Raw genomic sequence first — 18273 nt, forward strand, 5'->3', positions numbered from 1 at the left:
TGCCCGTCCCCACGGGCTGGCGCTTGGCCACCTCGCACGGACCTCGGAGCGGGGATGCAGGCCGCACTATAAAGCACACCCGTTCAATCGTTGCAGCGCCATCCCACGGGCAGGCTGACGCTGCACTTTATCGTTGATCTGCCAAGCCTCCGTCGTGTTCACCACCCTAGTTGCAGGCTTGCGTTGCGCAAAGCCCCGCTACGCTCAATCGTGCCCAGCAAACCAACGCCGACCCGCCCTTTGCTCACAGCTTCGCACGGCGCAAGCGCAGGGCGTTGCCGATCACCGAGACTGAGCTGAGGCTCATGGCGGCAGCGGCGAAGATGGGCGGCAACAGCAGGCCAAAGGCCGGATACAGCACCCCCGCCGCGATCGGCACGCCCAGCACATTATAGGCAAAGGCAAAGACAAGGTTCTGGCGGATATTGCGCAGGGTCTGCACGGCCAGATGCCGGGCGCGCAGGATGCCGGTCAGATCGCCCCGCACCAGCGTGATGCCCGCGCTTTCCACCGCGACATCCGCCCCGGTGCCCATAGCGATGCCCACATCGGCGGCGGCAAGCGCGGGCGCGTCATTCACCCCGTCGCCAGCCATCGCCACCCGCAACCCCTGCGCCTGCAGATCCGCGATGATCTGGCCTTTCTGTTCGGGCGAAACAGCGGCGTGGATCTCATCGATGCCCAGTTCGCGCCCAACCGCCCGCGCCGTGGGTTCCGCGTCGCCTGTGGCCATGACCACCCGCAATCCGGCGGCATGCAGGCCGCGCACGGCCTCGGGCGTGGTTTCCTTGATCGGATCGGCCACGCCCAGCAGCCCGATAAGCTGCCCATCGGACGCCACGAAGATCGCCGTGCGCCCGCTATCTTGCAGCACCTTCGCCCGTGCGGAGAATGCGGTGACGTCGACGCCTAGATCCTGCATCAGCGCAAGGTTGCCAAGCGCGCTTGGCACGCCTTTCACCCGCCCGGTGACGCCCTTGCCGGTCGGGGCGTCGAAATCGGTCACCTCCGGGCGCTCGGGGGCACCATAGGCGGTCGCGCCTTCCAGAATGGCTTCCGCCAGCGGGTGTTCGGAGCCGCGCTCCAACGCCGCCGCATCGGCGAGCAGATCCAGATCGCTGACGCCATCGGCGGCGATGATGTCGGTCAGGACCGGACGCCCCTCGGTCAGCGTGCCGGTCTTGTCCACCACCAGCACATCGACTTTCGCGAACCGCTCCAGCGCCTCGGCATCGCGGATCAACACGCCCGCCTGCGCGCCGCGCCCCATGGCGACCATGATCGACATTGGCGTGGCCAGACCCAGCGCACAAGGACAGGCGATGATGAGCACGGACACCGCCGCGACCATCGCATAGGGCAGCGCAGGCGCGGGCCCCAGCACCATCCAAGCGACAAAGGCGACGACCGCCACCGCGATCACGGCGGGCACGAAAACCCCTGCGACCCGGTCCGCCATCGCCTGAATCGGCGCGCGCGAGCGCTGTGCCTTCGCGACCATGCCGACGATGCGCGACAGCGTGCTGTCCTCGCCGATGGCGCCCACTTCCATGACGAACCCGCCGGTTTTGTTAAGCGTGCCGCCGGTGACCTCGCTGCCTTCGGTTTTCTCGACCGGCACCGGCTCCCCGGTCAGCATGGATTCGTCGACCAGACTGCGCCCGTCGCGCACCGTGCCATCGGCGGGCACGGCCTCGCCGGGGCGGACGCGCAGCCGGTCGCCGCGCCGCAGATCCCCCAGTGCCACGTCCTCTTCGCGGCCATCGGGATCAATGCGCCGGGCGGTTTTGGGCGCAAGATCCAGCAGCGCCCGGATCGCGTCGCCGGTGCGGTCGCGGGCGGCCAACTCCATCACCTGCCCCACCAGCACCAGCACAAGGATCACCGCCGCCGCTTCGAAATAGACCGCAGGCCGCCCCTCCATGCCGCGCAACGCCTCGGGAAACAGCCCCGGCGCCAGCAACGCGACCATCGAATAGAGCCACGCCGCCAAGGTGCCGATGGCAATCAGCGTCCACATATTGGGGCTGCGGTTGCGGATCGACGACCAGCCCCGGCGGAAAAACATCCGGCACAGCCACATCACGGCGGTCGCAAGCACCGCCTGCGCCCAGAGCACCGGCAACACGCCGAACCAATCGGTGAACGGAATGCCCAGATGACCGCCCATTTCCAGCACGACGACCAGCGCCGCCAGCGGCCCGGCGACCCACAGCCTGCGGCGAAAATCGACCAGCTCCGGGTTCGGGCCGCTCTCGGCGGAGGGCGTCATCGGCTCCAGCGCCATGCCGCAGATCGGGCAGTCACCGGGGGCGTCGCGGACAATCTCGGGATGCATCGGACAGGTATATTGCGCGCCCTCGCGCGCCGCAGGCGCGGCGGGCCGGTCGCCCAGAAACGCGCCGGGCTTATCCGCGAACCGATCCATGCAGCGCGAGGAGCAGAAATAGAACCGCTCGCCTTCGTGGCGCGACATGTATTTGGCGCTGGCCCGGTTGACGCTCATCCCGCAGACCGGGTCGCGCGCGGTGCGGAAAGCATCCGGATCGCCCAGAAACCGGGTGCGGCACCCGTCCGAGCAGAAATGATAGGTCTGCCCCCCGTGTTTCGCCTGCGGCCCGCCAGCGGCAGGGTCGACCGTCATCCCGCAGACCGGATCGCGGGTGACTTCTGGCGGGGCGACCTGAGCCGTGGGCGTGTCGAGCGGGGCCATAAGCACCTCCGGAAAAATAATGTTGAACGGGGCCCGTGGCCCAAATGGCGCACGGACAGAAAGCGCAGGATCGCGCGCTGGCAAAGACCCGCCCACGATCCGCAGGCAATGGGCCCCTCCCAAAGCGGAGGGTCAAGCCCCCCAGCCCCGCAGCCTAGCGTGAAACGCGATTTCCCGCTGCTTTCGCCCGCCTGCGGCCCGTGGGCTCTCCACCGCCGGCCTGTCTGCCCGAATTAGCCCCGAACCTGCCCAGCAGCCGGGTGTTCACGAAGCTTTGACATCGCCGTGAGCCCGTATCCCTACGTCAACTGTGGCACAAATTGCCACAGGTTCCATCAAACCTGACCACAGTTCCTTGAAACCTGCCGCGACCGGCCTCTTTCCTCCCCTAGCATACGCGGTTGGGGTCCGGCCCGGGACCGCGTGTTTTCCGATAGTTACGACCCGGAGGTCCCGATGATCCGTCCCTTCACCGCCCCGCTGGCCAGAATAGTCGCGGCGCTTTGTGCGCTTACCATATTGGCCGCCTGTGGCGCTGCGCCGATGGAGCCGGGCGTCAGCCGCGAGCTTCGCGACATGTATCCGACGATGGAGGATAATGGCTGGACCATTCCCGCCGTGCCCGCCCAGTATCTCAATGACGACGTGAAGCGGCAGATTGTGACCTACCGCAATGACCGCACCCCCGGCACGATCATCGTCGACCCCTATTCGCGCCACCTGTTCTACATCATCGATGGCACCACCGCGAAGCGCTACACCGTCGGCGTCGGCAAGGCCGGACGCGGCTTTGCCGGGCGCGGCATCATCAACCATCAGAAAGACTGGCCCAGCTGGACCCCGACCCAGCGCATGCTGAAAACCGACCCCGAGCTTTACGGCCCCGTCGCCGGTGGTATGGAAGGCGGGCTGGACAATCCGCTGGGCGCCCGCGCGCTGTATCTCTACCGCAATGGGCGCGACACGCTCTACCGCATCCACGGCACCCCCTACCCGTGGACCGTGGGCGGCATGGACAGCGCGGGCTGCATTCGCCTGTTCCAGCAAGACATCATCGATCTCGCCAAGATCACCGATAACGGCACGCAGGTGATCGTGTTGTCCGAGGCCCAGTCTGCCGAGGATCAGATCAACCGGGGTCCGCTCGGCGACGGCGTCTGATCGCCGCCCATCCCCCTGAGTTGCCCAAGCGCCGGCCCACATATCGTGGCCGGCGCTTTTCGTTTGGCGGCGGGTATCCGTGGAAGGGGCGCGGCACCCTCCCTGCATCTCCACCTGCGATCAGGTTCCGGGGCAGGCACCGGCTCCACAGCACCGGGCCAATGCCACGCCGGTTGCCCCACCCAAAGCGGCCACTTGGACAGCCCATGGCAGAAGCGGCCCACCCGTCATTACCCCACGCCATCCGCCTCCGGTGCGCGCGCCCGCAGGCGGGCTTCTGTCGCGCCCCGCCTCCGCCCTGCCGCTCCGCCGCCCGCCCCGCCTGCGCCGCTTGGCGCGCGAATCCCCCCCGCGCGGCCCGATTCCGCCTTGCATGGCGCGCACGCCACCCATAGAAGTGCGCCGAATTGGAGGAAGGCCCCGCTTCGGCGGCCGCTTCCGCCTATCTGACGACACGGGAAAAAGGACCCATCGCATGCAGGTCACCGAGACCCTGAATGACGGGCTGAAACGCGGCTACGACATCACCATTTCCGCCTCCGAACTGGACGCCAAGGTGAACGAGAAGCTGGTCGAAGCCCGCCCCGAGATCGAAATGAAGGGCTTCCGCAAGGGTAAGGTGCCGATGGCCCTGCTCAAGAAGCAGTATGGCCAGCGTCTTCTGGGCGAAGCCATGCAGGAAGCCGTCGACGGCGCCATGGCCGAGCATTTCGAGAAAACCGGCGACCGCCCCGCCCTGCAGCCGCAGGTCAAGATGAAGGGCGACGACTGGAAAGAAGGCGACGATGTCGAGGTCGAGATGTCCTATGAGGCGCTCCCCGAGATCCCTGAGCCCGACCTCTCCGCCGTGACGCTCGAAAAGATGGTCGTGAAGGCCGATGACGCCGACGTCGACGAAGCTCTGGAAGGTCTGGCCAAGCAGGCTCAGAACTTCGAGGACAAGGACGGCGCAGCCGAGGACGGCGATCAGGTCACGATGGACTTCGTGGGCAAGGTCGACGGCGAGGCATTCGAAGGCGGCACCGCCGACGATTTCCCGCTGGTTCTGGGCTCCGGTCAGTTCATCCCCGGCTTCGAAGAGCAGCTGGTCGGCGTGAAAGCCGGTGACGAGAAGGCCGTCGAGGTCTCCTTCCCCGAGCAGTATCAGGCCGCCCATCTGGCTGGCAAAGCCGCCGTGTTCGACTGCACCATCAAGGCCGTGAAGGCCCCGAAGGCCGCTGAGATCGACGACGAGATGGCCAAGCAGTTCGGCGCCGAAGACCTCGCCGGTCTGAAGTCGCAGATCGCCGAGCGTCTGGAAGCCGAATATGCAGGCGCCTCCCGCGCGGTCATGAAGCGCGCGCTTCTCGACCAACTGGACGATGCCGTCAAATTCGACCTGCCCCCCGCGCTGGTCGAGGCCGAAGCCCAGCAGATCGCGCATCAGCTGTGGCACGAGGAAAACCCGGACGTGCAGGGCCACGATCACCCCAAGATCGAGCCCACCGAGCAGCATAAGACGCTCGCCGAACGCCGCGTCCGGCTGGGCCTCCTCCTGGCCGAACTGGGCCGCAAGAACGAGATCGAAGTGACCGACGCCGAAATGACCCAAGCGGTCATGAACCAAGCCCGCCAGTATCCGGGTCAGGAGCGTCAGTTCTTTGAATTCATTCAGCAGAACCAGCAGATGCAGCAGCAGCTCCGCGCGCCCATCTTCGAAGACAAAGTTGTCGATTACGTCTTCGATCAAGCCACTGTCACCGAAAAGCCGGTCGACAAGGACACGCTGAAAGCCGCGGTCGAGAAGCTCGAAGAAGACGAGTGATCCTCACCCCGCTCTGATAGAAAGCCCGTCGCACATCGCGGCGGGCTTTTTTGTTTCTGCCGGAAGGGGATCGCCGGGGAGAGGCAGCGGGATTTTGGCGAAGAACCGACCCAGCCGATGCACAGGTCTTCGCGGAACTGTCACCGCACGGGGTCGGATCCAGCCCGATCGCCCTTAAGGCTCAACGCAACGCCAGCCTGCCAGTGGGATGGCGCTACAACGCTAAGCCAGTGCGCTTCACGGTGCCAAACACTTCACTGCCCAGAGGTCGGCATGAGGTGGCAAAACGCCAGCCCGCCGGAACGGGCAGGCGCTCGCCCGCGCGGCTTTGCCTTGTTCGCGGTCGGTAGCGCTTAGGTCGACCCAATCGCAGGCCGAGGCAGATCGGCCAACGGGCATTCCACCGTCGAACCTGAGAGCAACACCAGCCTGCCCGTGGGATGGCCCACGACGGTTAAGCGGTGTGCTTTAAGCGATCCAACCATCTCCCGCACCGCGATCACACCCGACGTGGCAAAGCGCGCCCCTTCCCTTCGCTGCCCGGAATGATAAGCCCGGCGCATGGCACCTCTGCCGCGTTAACGAAGGACTTCCGCCCATGTCGCCTACCCTTGCCGGCGCGCTCTGGATGATCGCGGCCATGGCGGCCTTTGCGCTGGAGGATCTGCTGTTCAAGCAGGTGACGGCCACCCTGCCCCCCGGTGAGGCGCTGGTGATCTTTGGCGCGCTTGGCACGCTGATCTATGCCGGTCTTGCCTATCGACGGGGCGAGCGGCTCTGTCCGCCGGATTTCTTTCGCCGCATCATGGTTCTGCGCTCCGCCAGCGAATTGTGCGGGCGGCTCTTTTTCGGTCTGGCGCTGGCTTATGTGCCGCTGTCGACGACCTCTGCCATCCTGCAAGCGACGCCTCTCGTCGTGGCAGCGGGCGCGGTGTGGTTCTTTGGCGAAACCGTCGGCTGGCGGCGCTGGACGGCGATCTGCGTGGGGTTCGCAGGCGTCCTGATGATCCTGCGGCCCGGGCTTGGCTCCACTGATCCGGCGCTGATCTTTGCGGTGCTGGGCACGCTGGGCTTTGCCGGGCGGGATTTGGCCACCCGCGCCAGCCCGCGCGATCTGTCGGCCCGGCAGCTAGGCATCGCCGGATTTGCGATGTTGTGCCTCGCCGGTGTGCTGCTGACGATGTGGAGCGGGGATGTCACCCGGCCCGACGCCGCCGCACTGGGCAAGCTGCTGGTCACCGCAACGGTCGGGGTCTGCGCCTATTTCGCGCTGACTCGCGCGATGCGTTCGGGCGATATCTCGGTCGTCGCGCCGTTCCGCTATGTGCGTCTGGTCTATGCGATGCTGCTGGGGATCGTCGTGCTAGGCGAACGCCCCGACGCGATGACGCTGATCGGCAGCGCCGTGATCGTTGCAAGCGGGCTCTACACCCTTATCGCGACCAGTCTGCGGGCGCGGGCGGCGCGCTGAGGCCGCCCGCCAAAGGGCTCAGCCCATGCCAAGCGCTTCTTTATACATCTCAAGCACCGCTTCTTCCTCGGCGATGTCATCGGGCTCGCGCTTGCGCAGCGAGATCACCTTGCGCATCACCTTGGTGTCGTAGCCACGGCCCTTGGCCTCGGCCATCACCTCTTTTTGCTGGTCGGCGATGTCCTTCTTTTCGGCTTCGAGCCGCTCAAAACGCTCGATGAACTGCCGCAGCTCGTCCGCGGTCACGCGGTAGGTGCTGTCGGTCACGCTGCTGTCTTCCATCCGCCCGGCTCCTCAATCTCTGCCTGATCGGGGCGCGCGCCGACGCGGCACCGCCCGAAGGCCCTGACTACAAAGCTGCACCCCCACCCGCAAGGCCTATGCGCCGCGATGCGCCCGCGGGGGCGACCCTGCGCCGGGGGTTGCGCGCGACGCCCGCGATAGGCTAGGCGCAGACGCGATATTTACCCTGCCAAAGGACACCGCCATGCCCCTGTGGGATCTGCTCATCTGGACCGGAGCCGCCGTTTCGGTCGCGGGTTTGCTCGGCATCATCTGGTGCATCGTGAAAGTGGCCCGCCTGCGCGGCAGCGCCCGCCCGGAGGAGGAAACCCGCCGCGCGATGCAATCGGCGGTAAGCCTGAACCTCGCGGCGTTCTTCTTGTCGATCATCGGGCTGATGATGGTGGTGATCGGCGTCATCCTGTCCTGACGCCCCGGTCCGGTCCGACGCCTAATATCGGCTCAAACGTGACCGGCGCCTTGCCCCGCCGGACGTTGCAGATGGCGCGCGCGCAACGTGCGCTGCGTCCGGCAACCACCTGAATTCGTGCCACAATCCGGCGCACGGCGCATTAAGCCGATAGAGTCGTTGTTTCGCGTGCGAAACATTTTGCGTTCCGCCGTGCGCTCCGCCCCTCTGCGCCGCAACACCCCCCCGGACCGGGCGCTAGGCCTCGGCGCGCGGGGTCAGGTTCACATCCTGCGCGGGCAGATCCTCGAACCGGCGGCCGTGCTTGACCAGATCCGCGATGAGGGCGGGGGGCTGCCAGAACGCGCCTTCCTCCTGCGCCAAACGGCTGAGTTCCGATTTGACCCTGAGCAGCCCGCGCCGCCCCGCCCAATGCAACGGCCCCCCGGTATGGGCGGGCAGCCCAGTGCCGCGCACCGCCGCCAGATCCAGCGCGCGCGCATCCGTCACCCGGTGCTCCGCCAACAGCCGCGCGGCCTCGACCGTCACCGCCAGCAGGCAGCGATTCACGATCTGGCCCGGCGTCAACCCTTGCGCCCGGCGACCGCGCCCGGTGCGCACGCTGTCCAGCACCATGCCGATATCCGGATGCTCGGTCGGCATGGCGGTCGCATAATCGTAATAGCCCAGACCGGCCAAGCGCCCGGTCCAGCCCAGACGCCACAGCGCCCCGGCCAGCCCCGTCTGCGGCAGCGCGCCGGTGGTCGCGTCCTGCAATCGGGCGCGGTCTGCTTCGGCCCCGCCCAGTCCCAGCGCGTCGATCTGCCGGTAGGGGCGCAACGCGAAGCCCGCGCGTAGCACCGCCGCGTCGACCTCCGCAGGCCGCGCGCCCGCGTCGAGACAGCTATCCGCGCCGATCCGCAGCGCCCAGAGCAGCCGTTCGCTGATGAACCCTTCGACCGGGCCCACCAACAGCCACGGCAGGGCCAAGGCATGGGCAAGCTCCTGCGCCATGTGGATCGCCTCTGGTCCCGTCGCGTTCCCCGCGATGATTTCCACCACGCCGCTACGGGCCGCATCGCCGCCCTGCCGGATTTCGGGCAGGCGCATTCCTTGCAGGCGCAGATCAGGCAAGCGTAATCCGGGCAGGCGCAGCCCGATCAGGCGGGCGCGCGCTTCTGCGGGCAGCGCGTCGGCAAGCTGGTCCAGATCCGGTCTGTCGGAGCCGCTGACAAGCACGGTCGCAGGGTCATCCGCCGCATCCTGCGTCGTCGCGGCGGCCAGATCGGCCAGCAGCGCGGGGCGCGCGGCGGCATGACCGGGAAGCGTTTCGATAACCATCGGCAGGCCCCGGAGCGCGTCCCAGCCCTGCTGCACCTCCAGACGCTCCGCCCCGCTACGCCCTTCGGCCAGCAGCGGCTCCAACGCGCGCCGGGTCCGGGTTTCGGCAAGGCTCAGATGCGGCGCGCTGGGATCGGCGAGCAGCACCCCTAACCCGGCCAGCGTGGCGGCTGCCGCCAATGTCGCACCCCGGCTGCCCCCGCCGGTCAGCGCGATCCGCGTCAACAGGTCCGGTGCCGAGGATGCCCCTGCGCGGGCGGCGCGCTCCGGCCATGCGCGGTCCAGATGCACCAATGCCGGCGCGACCGGGCCGTCAAACGCCTCCTCGAACAGGGTCGCCTCCCGGTTCAGCGCGGCGTCGAAGCCCAGCAGCACCGCGCTTTCAATGCCGTCGATGATCTGGCCCACCACCATATCCCGCGCCACGGGCGGCAGGTCCGGCGGGCCGAGGGGGGGCGCGCTGCGGGTCCGGGCTGCGGCGATGGCTTTCTGGAAGCTCAGCGGCTCGGTGATGCCTTCGCGGCGGGCACGGGCCGGCGGAAGGGCCGCGCGCGCCAGATGCCGCACCACCGGGGCCAGCCGGGCTTCGGTCACCAGATCGACGACGCCCAGCACCTCCGCCGTGGCTGCGTCGATGCGCAACCCGGAGCAGAGCAGTTCCAGCGCCGCCTCCGCCCCCACCAGCCGGGGCAAACGCTGACTTGCCCCCGCACCGGGCGGCAGCGCCAGCCGCACCGCATCAAAGGCCAGCGTCGCCCCGCTCCGCGCGATCCGCGCCCGCGCCGCCAGCGTCAATTCGGCAGCCGCGCCCGACAGGTCGGTTTCGATCAGCGCAAAGACCGGCGGTGCCGCCAATTCGATCTCGGTCGCCAAGGCGGCCAGATCGGCATCCGCCACCCCGGCCAGCGGCACGTCAAAGACCAACAGCAACGCGGCGCTGGCATCATGGGCATCCGCCCGCGCGTCCCGCAAACAACTGCGCAATGCCGCGCGGCCCGGAGCGTCCAGCTGGCGCACCCGGAACCGCCGGATCGCCGCAGGCTCGCTGACCGTGGCCAATCGCGGCGCGGTCGGGGGCTGCGGGGCGCTGTCAGTTGCGGCTTTGTCGGAACGGGAATGTTGCGCGGCAGGCGGCGCGGTCTGCGGTGCCTGCGTGGCATCGGGGGAATTGCGGGCATTGGCCACGGCGCCGACCTTACGCGTGCCGTCGGAATGCCGGGGCGCAACCTGTGGGCGACCCCTGCCCTGTCTGTGACTGCCCTGCACGGTCATGGCTGCCGTTCCTCGCGCGGTGTCCGATTATCCCGCACTAGACCAATCAGACCCCCGCGCTGACAAGCCCTTGATTTTCAAGGGCCGCCTGCTGTGACCTTCAGCACACGCGCGCCCCTCGCGGGCGACGAGGGGCGCGCACCGGTGTTACACCGGCATGTTATCGAACAACGCGTCGTCATCCTCGGGCGTCAGCGCGTTCTGCAACGCGATGATCTCGGCGGGAACGGCGGCGCCCGACGACCGGATTTCGCTCAACGTGCGCAGCAGCCGGGCCCTGAGATAGGGCGCGTTGCGCGGGGCGCGGGCGATGTCGTCAAGCAGCCGGTCCACGGCCGCGCGGTGGGCGTGTGGTGTCATGAGGTCCTCCCTGTCATGGCAACCGCAGGGCGTGGGCTCCTCTCCCTTGCCCTGCTCGGGTCTCAACCATGCCGGGCTGGCCGCCGACCTGTCAATGACGCAAGGTAACAATCCTGCGTGAAAAGACCAACGCGCGCAATTTTCCGCCCCTTTGACGCACAATCCAGCAGGTGCCGCAAATGTGCGCTGCGATCCCGTCTTGACCGTTCCGGCGAACGGGGAAAGAAAGAGCGCATGGATATCCGAACGCTCACCCCCGCCTATGCCGTCTCGCCGCAGATTGCGCCCGAAGAGCTTGCCCTCATCGCTGAGGCCGGGTTCCGCACCGTGATCTGCAACCGCCCCGATGCCGAAGTGCCGCCCGATTTTCAGGCCGACGCGATCCGCGAAGCGGCGCTGGCCGCCGGGCTGAAATTCGTGCTGAACCCGGTCGTGCATACCGCCATTACGCCGGAGCTGATCGCCTTGCAGGCCAATACGGTCGAAGGCCCCGATCAGCCGGTGCTGGCCTATTGCGCCTCGGGCAACCGCTCTACCATCGTGTGGGCGCTGGGACAGGCCGCGACCACCCCCGCCGATGAGTTGATCGCCACTGCCGCGCAGGCGGGGTATCAGCTGGAAGGGCTGCGCCCGCAATTGGACGCGCTTTACCGCGGCTAGGCCACGCCCGCCGCTGCCTACGCGTCCTGACAGGGGCTGGCACGACCGGGGCCACCCTGACAGGCGCTGACCTGTCCCATGACCCGGCACGCGCGGTGCGCTGGTGCGCTGCAATCCGCCCCGACCATCCGCGCCGCTGCTCTGCCTGTTTTTCAGGCAGTCGGCGCGAAACTGGCCTGCGCACCGTCCGCGCTGTGCCGGTTCGGACTGGCCAAGCGCCGCGCCGCGACGTAGCTCTGACCCCGTGGAACAGAAGCTCAAGATCACCATCGTCGAAGCCAATTCCGAACGCGCGCGCCTGATTGTCGACGGCCTGCGCGAGGCGGGCGACTATGACATCACCGTGCTGTCGGACGAAACGTCGCTGGCACGGCGGCTTGCGGCGTTGGAGCCGGATGTGGTGCTGATCGACATCGCCAACCCCTCCCGCGATATGCTGGAAACGCTGTCCGTCGCCTCCGGCGCGAATGCCCGTCCGGTGGCGATGTTCGTCGACCGCTCCGAGGAGCAGATGGTGACAGCGGCGATCAAGGCGGGGCTTTCGGCCTATGTCGTCGACGGGCTGCGCAAGGAACGGGTCAAGCCGGTGATGGATGCCGCCATCGCGCGGTTTCACATGGTCAGCCAGATGCGATCTGAACTGGAACAGGCCCGCGCCGCGCTGGCGGAGCGCAAGACCATCGACCGCGCCAAGGGCCTGCTGATGCGCGCGCGCGGTATTTCCGAGGAAGAAGCCTATGGGCTGCTGCGCAAGACCGCGATGGATCAGGGGCGCAAGGTCGTTGATGTGGCGCAGGCGCTGGTCACTGCTGCGGACCTGCTGATATGAGCCGCCGCCCATGAGCCTGACCGAAATCCGTTGCGGGTTCATCCCGCTGGTCGATGCCGCGCCCTTGGTGGTGATGCGCGAACTTGGCTTTGCCGAGGAGGAAGGTCTGGACCTGCGGCTGTTGCGGCAGCCCAGTTGGTCCACCCTGCGCGACATGCTGGCGCTGGGGCATCTGGAGGCCGCGCATATGCTGTCGCCGGTGCCGGTGGCAATGTCGCTGGGTCTGGGCGGCCTGCCGACGCGGATGGATGCGCTTATGGTGCTGTCGGTGAACGGCAATACTATCGGGGTCAGTCCCGAGCTTGCGACCCGGATGCGCGCGGCGGGCTGGGCGGGTGGCTTTGCCGATCCGGTGGGCACCGGCAATCACCTGATCCGGGCGGCGGGCGCGCGGCTGCGCGTGGGGGTGCCGTTCCCGTTTTCGATGCATGCCGAACTGCTGTATCATTGGCTGGGCTCGCTGGGGCTGAGCGCGCCGGGCGGGCTGGATGTGCGCACGATCCCGCCCCCCCGCATGGGCGAGGCGATGGCCGCCGACGAGATCGACGCATTCTGTGTGGGCGAGCCGTGGGGCTCCGCCGCCGTGGAGCGGGGCGCGGCCGAATTGGTGCTGCCCGGCTCCGCGATCTGGTCATTCGCCCCGGAAAAGGTTCTCGCCGCCGGGCATGACTGGGTGGAGGCCAACCCGGGCACCGTGGGGCGGCTGATGCGGGCCGCGTGGCGGGCGCAGGCGTGGCTGGGCGATGGGCAGAACATCGACATGGCCTCCGACCTGCTGGCGCGGACCGATTACCTCGACATTCCCGACGAGATCATCGACCGCGCGTTGATGGGGCGCATTCAGACCCGGCAGGGCGGTGCCGAGGTCAAGGTGCCCCGGTTCCTGTGCTTCCACGAGGCGGGCGCGGCATTTCCGTGGCGCAGTCAGGCGGCGTTGATGGGCCGGGCCATCGCGCGGCGCAGCGGGTTGGAGCAGGACGCCGCCATGGCCACCGCGCGCGCCGCGTTCCGGTCGGATCTCTATCGTGCAAACCTCGCGCCCATCGGGGTCGATCTGCCCGGCGCCTCCGAGAAGCTGGAAGGCGCGTTGAGTCGCCCGACGCCCGTCGCCTCCAGCCGTGGCGGTCTGACACTGGGGCCGGATTCGTTTTTCGATGGCTGGATTTTTGACCCGCACACCTGAGACTGCCTAAATTCTGCGCAGCAGCATGAGGATGCCGCAGTGCAGCGTCAATTTTAACCCCTTCGATCCCAAACCACGCTTTCCTCGACGGGAGCGGATCGGTTAGCACTGACGTAACGCGGAACAAGGACGTTCCGCTGCCATAGTTCCCGATGCAGGGGACGGAGTTGAGCAAAGCCGCTCGAGACGTTTGTGACCTTATATCATAAGGTTACGGACCGATCGTGCGGCTCTTTTTGTTTTGGCCCGTCGGACTTTCCCGCTCCGCCGTGCCGCAGCCACCAGCGAGGATCTCCCCGATGACCACCACCGCCTCATGCCTGCCCTGCCCGACCCCAAAGCTGACGCGCGCCGCCGTTCTCGCGCTTGGCACCACCGCGCTTTTCGCGCCCGCCGCATGGGCCGAAATGCTGCCGCTGGAAAAAGACGTGCTGACCTTTGGCTTTATCAAGCTGACGGATATGGCGCCGCTCGCCGTCGCGCAGGAACAGGGCTATTTCGACGATGAGGGCCTGTTCGTCACGCTGGAGGCGCAGGCCAACTGGAAGGTGCTGCTGGACGGGGTGATCGACGGCACGCTGGACGGCGCGCATATGCTGGCCGGGCAGCCTCTCGCCGCGACCATCGGCTACGGCACCGAGGCGCATATCATCACGCCCTTCTCGATGGATCTGAACGGCAACGGCATCACCGTGTCGAACGAGATCTGGGAGCAGATGAAACCCAATGTGCCCAAGATGGACGATGGCCGTCCGCAGCACCCGATCAGCGCCGAAGCGCTGGCCCCGGTGGTGGAGAGCTACCGCGCCGAGGGCAAGCCCTTCAACATGGGCATGGTGTTCCCGGTTTCGACCCACAATTACGAGCTGCGCTACTGGCTGGCCGCGGGCGGGCTGAACCCCGGCTATTACAGCCCCGACAATATCTCGGGCCAGATCAATGCCGATGTGCTGCTGTCGGTGACGCCGCCGCCGCAGATGCCCGCGACGCTGGAGGCGGGCACGATCTATGGCTATTCGGTGGGCGAGCCGTGGAACCAGCAGGCCGTCATCAAGGGCATCGGCGTGCCGGTCGTCACCGATTACGAGATCTGGAAGAACAACCCCGAGAAGGTGTTCGGCATCACCGCCGAGTTCGCCGAGGAAAACCCCAACACCACGCTGGCGGTGACCAAGGCACTGATCCGCGCGGCGATGTGGCTGGATGCCAATGACAACGCCAATCGCGAAGCGGCGGTCGAGATCCTGTCGCGCTCCGAATATGTCGGCGCGGATGCGGATGTGATCGACAACTCGATGACCGGCACGTTCGAATACGAGCCCGGCGATGTCCGCGACGTGCCCGATTTCAACGTCTTCTTCCGCTACTTCGCGACCTATCCCTATTACTCCGACGCGGTGTGGTATCTGACCCAGATGCGCCGCTGGGGCCAGATCGCCGAAGCCCGGCCCGACAGCTGGTATGACGAGGTCGCGCGCTCCGTCTACAAGCCGGAGATCTATCTGGAGGCCGCGCGCCTGCTGGTGGATGAGGGACTGGCCGAGGAGGCCGATTTCCCCTGGGATACGGACGGTTACCGCGCCGCCACGCCCGAAGGCGATATCATCGACGCCATTCCCTATGACGGGCGCACGCCCAATGCCTATCTCGACAGCCTGCCCATCGGGCTGAAGGGCGATCAAACCGTGGTGGGCAGCGAAATTCAGGGCTGACCCAGCGCTCCGGCCCCGGCGCCTATGGGCACGCCGGGGCCGGAGCAGACGGCCCCTCCACGCGCCCCCCACCTGCCACGCCCCTACCTGCCACGTCCTCACCTGCCCGCCCTACCCCTGCCCGCCCTGCGCCCGCGCGCAGACCTGCCAGCCCTTCGACAGCGGAGACCCGCAATGACCGCAATCGACCCCCAGTCCCTAAGCCGCAACGAGGCCCGAGAGGCCCGACGCGCCCGCACCTTCACCCGCATCAATCAGGCCGATGGCTGGTTCCGTGTGCTGGGCCTGCCGTGGGTGACGCCGCTGCTGCGCGCCGGCGCGGGCGACAACCCCCGCACCCAGATGCGCGAAGTGTGGAAGCTGCTCGGCGTGCCGGTGCTGGCGATCCTGACCTTCCTCGTGCTGTGGGGGATGCTGGCGCCGCAGGTGCAGACCTCGCTCGGCGCGGTGCCGGGGCCCCGGGCCGTCTGGACCGAAGCGGTGAACCTGCATCAGGAAGCCATGTCGCAGGGCGCCGAACGCGCCGCCTTCGAAGAGCGGGTCGCCGCGCGCAACGAACGGCTGATCGCGCAGGGCCGCCCCGAACAAGTGCGCGACATCCCCTATACCGGCGCGCCGACCTACTATCAGCAGATCTGGACCTCGATCAAAACGGTGTTCTTCGGCTTCCTGATCGCCACCGCCGTGGCCGTGCCGCTGGGCATCGTCTGCGGGCTGTCGAGCACGGCCAATGCGGCGATCAACCCGCTGATCCAGATCTTCAAGCCGGTCTCGCCGCTGGCATGGCTGCCCATCGTCACGATGGTCGTGTCCGCGGCCTATGCCACCAATGACGGGATGCTGTCGAAATCGTTTCTGGTCTCCGCGATCACGGTGACGCTGTGTTCGCTCTGGCCTACGCTGATTAACACCGCGCTGGGGGTGGCCTCGATTGATCGCGATCTGGTCAATGTGTCGAAGGTGCTGAAAATGGGCACCTTCGCCAAGATCACCAAGCTGGTGCTGCCCAGCGCGCTGCCACTGATCTTTACCGGCCTGCGGCTGAGCCTCGGCGTGGGTTGGATGGTGCTGATCGCCGCCGAAATGCTGGCGCAGAACCCCGGCCTTGGCAAATTCATCTGGGACGAGTTCCAGAACGGCTCCTCGCAGAGCCTTGCCAAGATCATGGTCGCGGTGCTGACCATCGGCATCATCGGCTTCCTGCTGGACCGGGTGATGTTTGCGATCCAGTCCCTTTTCACCTTTAGCGCACAGCGGTGATCGACATGGGCATTCTCAACTTTACCAACGTCACCAAAGGCTTCGGCGAGGGCACCGCCCGCCGCGAGGTTCTGCGCGACATCAATCTGGAGGTTCGCGAGGGCGAGTTTCTGGCGATCCTCGGCTTCTCCGGCACTGGCAAATCGACACTGATGAACCTGATCGCGGGTCTGGAGACACCCGACAGCGGCACGCTGACCTTCAAGGGCGCGCCGATCGACGGGCCGGGACCGGAGCGCGGTCTGGTGTTTCAGTCCTATTCGCTGATGCCGTGGCTGACGGTGGGCGGCAATGTCGGGCTGGCGGTCGATGCCGTCTATCCCAAGCTGAGCCGCGCCGAGCGGCAGGAAAAGGCGCTGCATTACATCCGCATGGTCGGGCTGGGTCATGCAGTCGACCGGCGCCCGTCGGAGTTGTCGGGCGGGATGCGGCAACGTGTGGCCGTGGCGCGGGCGCTGGCGCTCGACCCTGAGATGCTGCTGCTGGATGAGCCGCTATCGGCGCTCGATGCGCTGACCCGCGCCAATCTCGCCGATGAGATCGAACGCATCTGGGAGGCCGACAAGAAAACCGTCGTGCTGATCACCAATGACGTGGACGAGGCCATTCAGCTGGCCGACCGGATCATCCCGCTGAACCCCGATGGCACATTGGCCGCGCCGGTCGAGGTGAACATCCCCCGCCCGCGCGACCGCTCGGAGATGAACCACAACGCCGAGTTCAAACGCCTGCGGGCGCAGGTGACGAAATACCTGATGGATGTAGGCATCCACGCCCGCGACGAAGGCTCTCGCCTGTTGCCCGCGATCACGCCCATCCACGCGGTGCCCAAAGCGGTGGCCGAGGCGCAATCCGGCGGGATCGAGGAGCGCTATCTGGAATTTTCGCAACTGCATAAGATCTACCCCACGCCGAAAGGCCCGCTGACGGTGGTGGAGGATTTCAACCTGAAGCTCGACAAGGGCGAATTCGTGTCGCTGATCGGCCATTCGGGCTGCGGCAAATCCACCGTGCTGACCATGGCCGCGGGGCTCAACGACATCTCGCGCGGGGCGATCAAGCTCGATGGCCGCCATGTCGAAGGTGCGGACCCCGAACGCGCGGTGGTGTTTCAGTCGCCCTCGCTGTTTCCGTGGCTGACCGCGCGCGAGAACGTCTCGATTGGGGTTGATCGGGTCTACCCCCGCGCCAGTCAGGCCGAGCGGCAGGATGTGGTGGAATATTACCTTGAGCGCGTCGGGCTGGCCGATGCGATGAACAGCCCCGCCGCGTCGATGTCGAACGGCATGAAACAGCGGGTGGGCATTGCCCGCGCCTTTGCGCTGTCGCCGAAACTGCTGCTGCTCGATGAGCCGTTCGGCATGCTCGACAGCCTGACCCGCTGGGAATTGCAGGAAGTGCTGATGGAGGTGTGGTCGCGCACCAAGGTCACCGCCGTCTGCGTCACCCATGACGTGGACGAAGCGATCCTGCTGGCCGACCGGGTGGTGATGATGACCAACGGGCCGCGCGCCACCATCGGACGGGTGGTCGATGTGGACCTGCCGCGCCCGCGCACCCGCAAGGCGCTGCTCGAACATCCCGATTACTACCACTACCGCGAAGAGGTTCTGTCCTTTCTTGAGGAATACGAGCATGGCCGCGATCCGGTGAAGGAGGCCGCCCAGCGCGCCAGCACCGCGCCGCGCCCCTCTCCCCGCGACAAGGCCGCCTGAGCGACGCGCGCGGCACTGCCCGGCGTGTCCGGGTCCGCCGCACTCCGTCCGCCCAGCGCATGATCCCGGCGCGATCCTGCCCGCCTGCTCGACAGGGTCGC

Annotated in this window: 14 protein-coding genes; 10 read left to right on the forward strand and 4 right to left on the reverse strand. The window is 67.1% G+C overall.

Features of this window, described 5'->3' with window-relative positions; all coding sequences use genetic code 11:
* Positions 1–244: 244 nt before the first annotated feature.
* Positions 245–2713 (reverse strand): heavy metal translocating P-type ATPase, encoded by a 2469-nt coding sequence (locus tag CBW24_RS09960; protein WP_097373493.1) that lies wholly within the window; start codon positions 2711–2713, stop codon positions 245–247.
* Positions 2714–3169: 456 nt separating this feature from the next.
* Here CBW24_RS09960 and CBW24_RS09965 point away from each other — a divergent pair, with 456 nt between their 5' ends.
* The 3 genes from CBW24_RS09965 (at position 3170) to CBW24_RS09975 (ending at position 7149) form a co-directional block, all read left to right on the forward strand.
* Positions 3170–3874: a L,D-transpeptidase gene (locus CBW24_RS09965; protein WP_097373494.1), complete on the forward strand. Its 705-nt coding sequence runs from the start codon at positions 3170–3172 to the stop codon at positions 3872–3874.
* A 475-nt stretch (positions 3875–4349) separates the two neighbouring features.
* Positions 4350–5678, forward strand: coding sequence for a trigger factor (gene tig, locus CBW24_RS09970; RefSeq protein ID WP_097373495.1), 1329 nt, complete (start codon positions 4350–4352; stop codon positions 5676–5678).
* Positions 5679–6276: 598 nt separating this feature from the next.
* Positions 6277–7149 (forward strand): DMT family transporter, encoded by an 873-nt coding sequence (locus tag CBW24_RS09975; protein WP_088661772.1) that lies wholly within the window; start codon positions 6277–6279, stop codon positions 7147–7149.
* An 18-nt stretch (positions 7150–7167) separates the two neighbouring features.
* On the opposite strand, the gene CBW24_RS09980 is transcribed toward CBW24_RS09975, so the two are convergent.
* Positions 7168–7431, reverse strand: coding sequence for a DUF2312 domain-containing protein (locus CBW24_RS09980; protein ID WP_088661771.1), 264 nt, complete (start codon positions 7429–7431; stop codon positions 7168–7170).
* 205 nt (positions 7432–7636) lie between these two features.
* On the opposite strand from CBW24_RS09980, the gene CBW24_RS09985 reads away from it, so the two are divergent.
* Positions 7637–7861 (forward strand): hypothetical protein, encoded by a 225-nt coding sequence (locus tag CBW24_RS09985; RefSeq protein ID WP_198405169.1) that lies wholly within the window; start codon positions 7637–7639, stop codon positions 7859–7861.
* A 237-nt stretch (positions 7862–8098) separates the two neighbouring features.
* On the opposite strand, the gene CBW24_RS09990 is transcribed toward CBW24_RS09985, so the two are convergent.
* Both CBW24_RS09990 and CBW24_RS09995 read right to left on the reverse strand, forming a co-directional pair.
* Complete coding sequence (locus CBW24_RS09990; RefSeq protein WP_198405170.1) at positions 8099–10366, reverse strand: 3-hydroxyacyl-CoA dehydrogenase family protein; 2268 nt, start codon at positions 10364–10366, stop codon at positions 8099–8101.
* 234 nt (positions 10367–10600) lie between these two features.
* The gene (locus tag CBW24_RS09995; RefSeq protein WP_097373497.1) at positions 10601–10813 is read right to left on the reverse strand and encodes a hypothetical protein; all 213 of its coding nucleotides are present in this window, start codon (positions 10811–10813) and stop codon (positions 10601–10603) included.
* A gap of 234 nt (positions 10814–11047) precedes the next feature.
* On the opposite strand from CBW24_RS09995, the gene CBW24_RS10000 reads away from it, so the two are divergent.
* From CBW24_RS10000 to CBW24_RS10025, 6 genes are all read left to right on the forward strand, one after another.
* Positions 11048–11473, forward strand: a complete 426-nt coding sequence (locus CBW24_RS10000) for a protein tyrosine phosphatase family protein (RefSeq protein WP_088661768.1) — start codon at positions 11048–11050, stop codon at positions 11471–11473.
* Between the two features lie 244 nt (positions 11474–11717).
* Positions 11718–12302 carry an ANTAR domain-containing response regulator gene (locus tag CBW24_RS10005; protein ID WP_097373498.1) on the forward strand — a complete coding sequence of 195 codons (585 nt, stop codon included), beginning with the start codon at positions 11718–11720 and terminating at the stop codon, positions 12300–12302.
* Positions 12303–12312: 10 nt separating this feature from the next.
* Entirely contained in the window at positions 12313–13485 is a 1173-nt protein-coding gene (locus CBW24_RS10010; RefSeq protein WP_097373499.1) for an ABC transporter substrate-binding protein, read from the forward strand.
* Positions 13486–13892: 407 nt separating this feature from the next.
* Positions 13893–15197 (forward strand): CmpA/NrtA family ABC transporter substrate-binding protein, encoded by a 1305-nt coding sequence (locus CBW24_RS10015; RefSeq protein WP_374708982.1) that lies wholly within the window; start codon positions 13893–13895, stop codon positions 15195–15197.
* 174 nt (positions 15198–15371) lie between these two features.
* Positions 15372–16457: an ABC transporter permease gene (locus CBW24_RS10020; RefSeq protein ID WP_088661764.1), complete on the forward strand. Its 1086-nt coding sequence runs from the start codon at positions 15372–15374 to the stop codon at positions 16455–16457.
* 5 nt (positions 16458–16462) lie between these two features.
* A complete protein-coding gene (locus CBW24_RS10025; protein ID WP_097373501.1) occupies positions 16463–18172 on the forward strand; it encodes an ABC transporter ATP-binding protein in 1710 nt (569 codons plus the stop codon).
* The last annotated feature ends 101 nt before the right edge of the window (positions 18173–18273 follow it).

Source organism: Pacificitalea manganoxidans (assembly GCF_002504165.1).
GTDB lineage: Bacteria > Pseudomonadota > Alphaproteobacteria > Rhodobacterales > Rhodobacteraceae > Pacificitalea > Pacificitalea manganoxidans.

Excerpts from the sequence above, each read along its gene's own strand:
- CBW24_RS09960 (WP_097373493.1), bottom strand. The coding sequence starts at position 2,713 with ATGGCCCCGCTCGACACGCCCACGGCTCAGGTCGCCCCGCCAGAAGTC.
- CBW24_RS09965 (WP_097373494.1), top strand. The coding sequence starts at position 3,170 with ATGATCCGTCCCTTCACCGCCCCGCTGGCCAGAATAGTCGCGGCGCTT.
- tig (WP_097373495.1), top strand. The coding sequence starts at position 4,350 with ATGCAGGTCACCGAGACCCTGAATGACGGGCTGAAACGCGGCTACGAC.
- CBW24_RS09975 (WP_088661772.1), top strand. The coding sequence starts at position 6,277 with ATGTCGCCTACCCTTGCCGGCGCGCTCTGGATGATCGCGGCCATGGCG.
- CBW24_RS09980 (WP_088661771.1), bottom strand. The coding sequence starts at position 7,431 with ATGGAAGACAGCAGCGTGACCGACAGCACCTACCGCGTGACCGCGGAC.
- CBW24_RS09985 (WP_198405169.1), top strand. The coding sequence starts at position 7,637 with ATGCCCCTGTGGGATCTGCTCATCTGGACCGGAGCCGCCGTTTCGGTC.
- CBW24_RS09995 (WP_097373497.1), bottom strand. The coding sequence starts at position 10,813 with ATGACACCACACGCCCACCGCGCGGCCGTGGACCGGCTGCTTGACGAC.
- CBW24_RS10000 (WP_088661768.1), top strand. The coding sequence starts at position 11,048 with ATGGATATCCGAACGCTCACCCCCGCCTATGCCGTCTCGCCGCAGATT.
- CBW24_RS10010 (WP_097373499.1), top strand. The coding sequence starts at position 12,313 with ATGAGCCTGACCGAAATCCGTTGCGGGTTCATCCCGCTGGTCGATGCC.
- CBW24_RS10015 (WP_374708982.1), top strand. The coding sequence starts at position 13,893 with ATGCTGCCGCTGGAAAAAGACGTGCTGACCTTTGGCTTTATCAAGCTG.
- CBW24_RS10020 (WP_088661764.1), top strand. The coding sequence starts at position 15,372 with ATGACCGCAATCGACCCCCAGTCCCTAAGCCGCAACGAGGCCCGAGAG.
- CBW24_RS10025 (WP_097373501.1), top strand. The coding sequence starts at position 16,463 with ATGGGCATTCTCAACTTTACCAACGTCACCAAAGGCTTCGGCGAGGGC.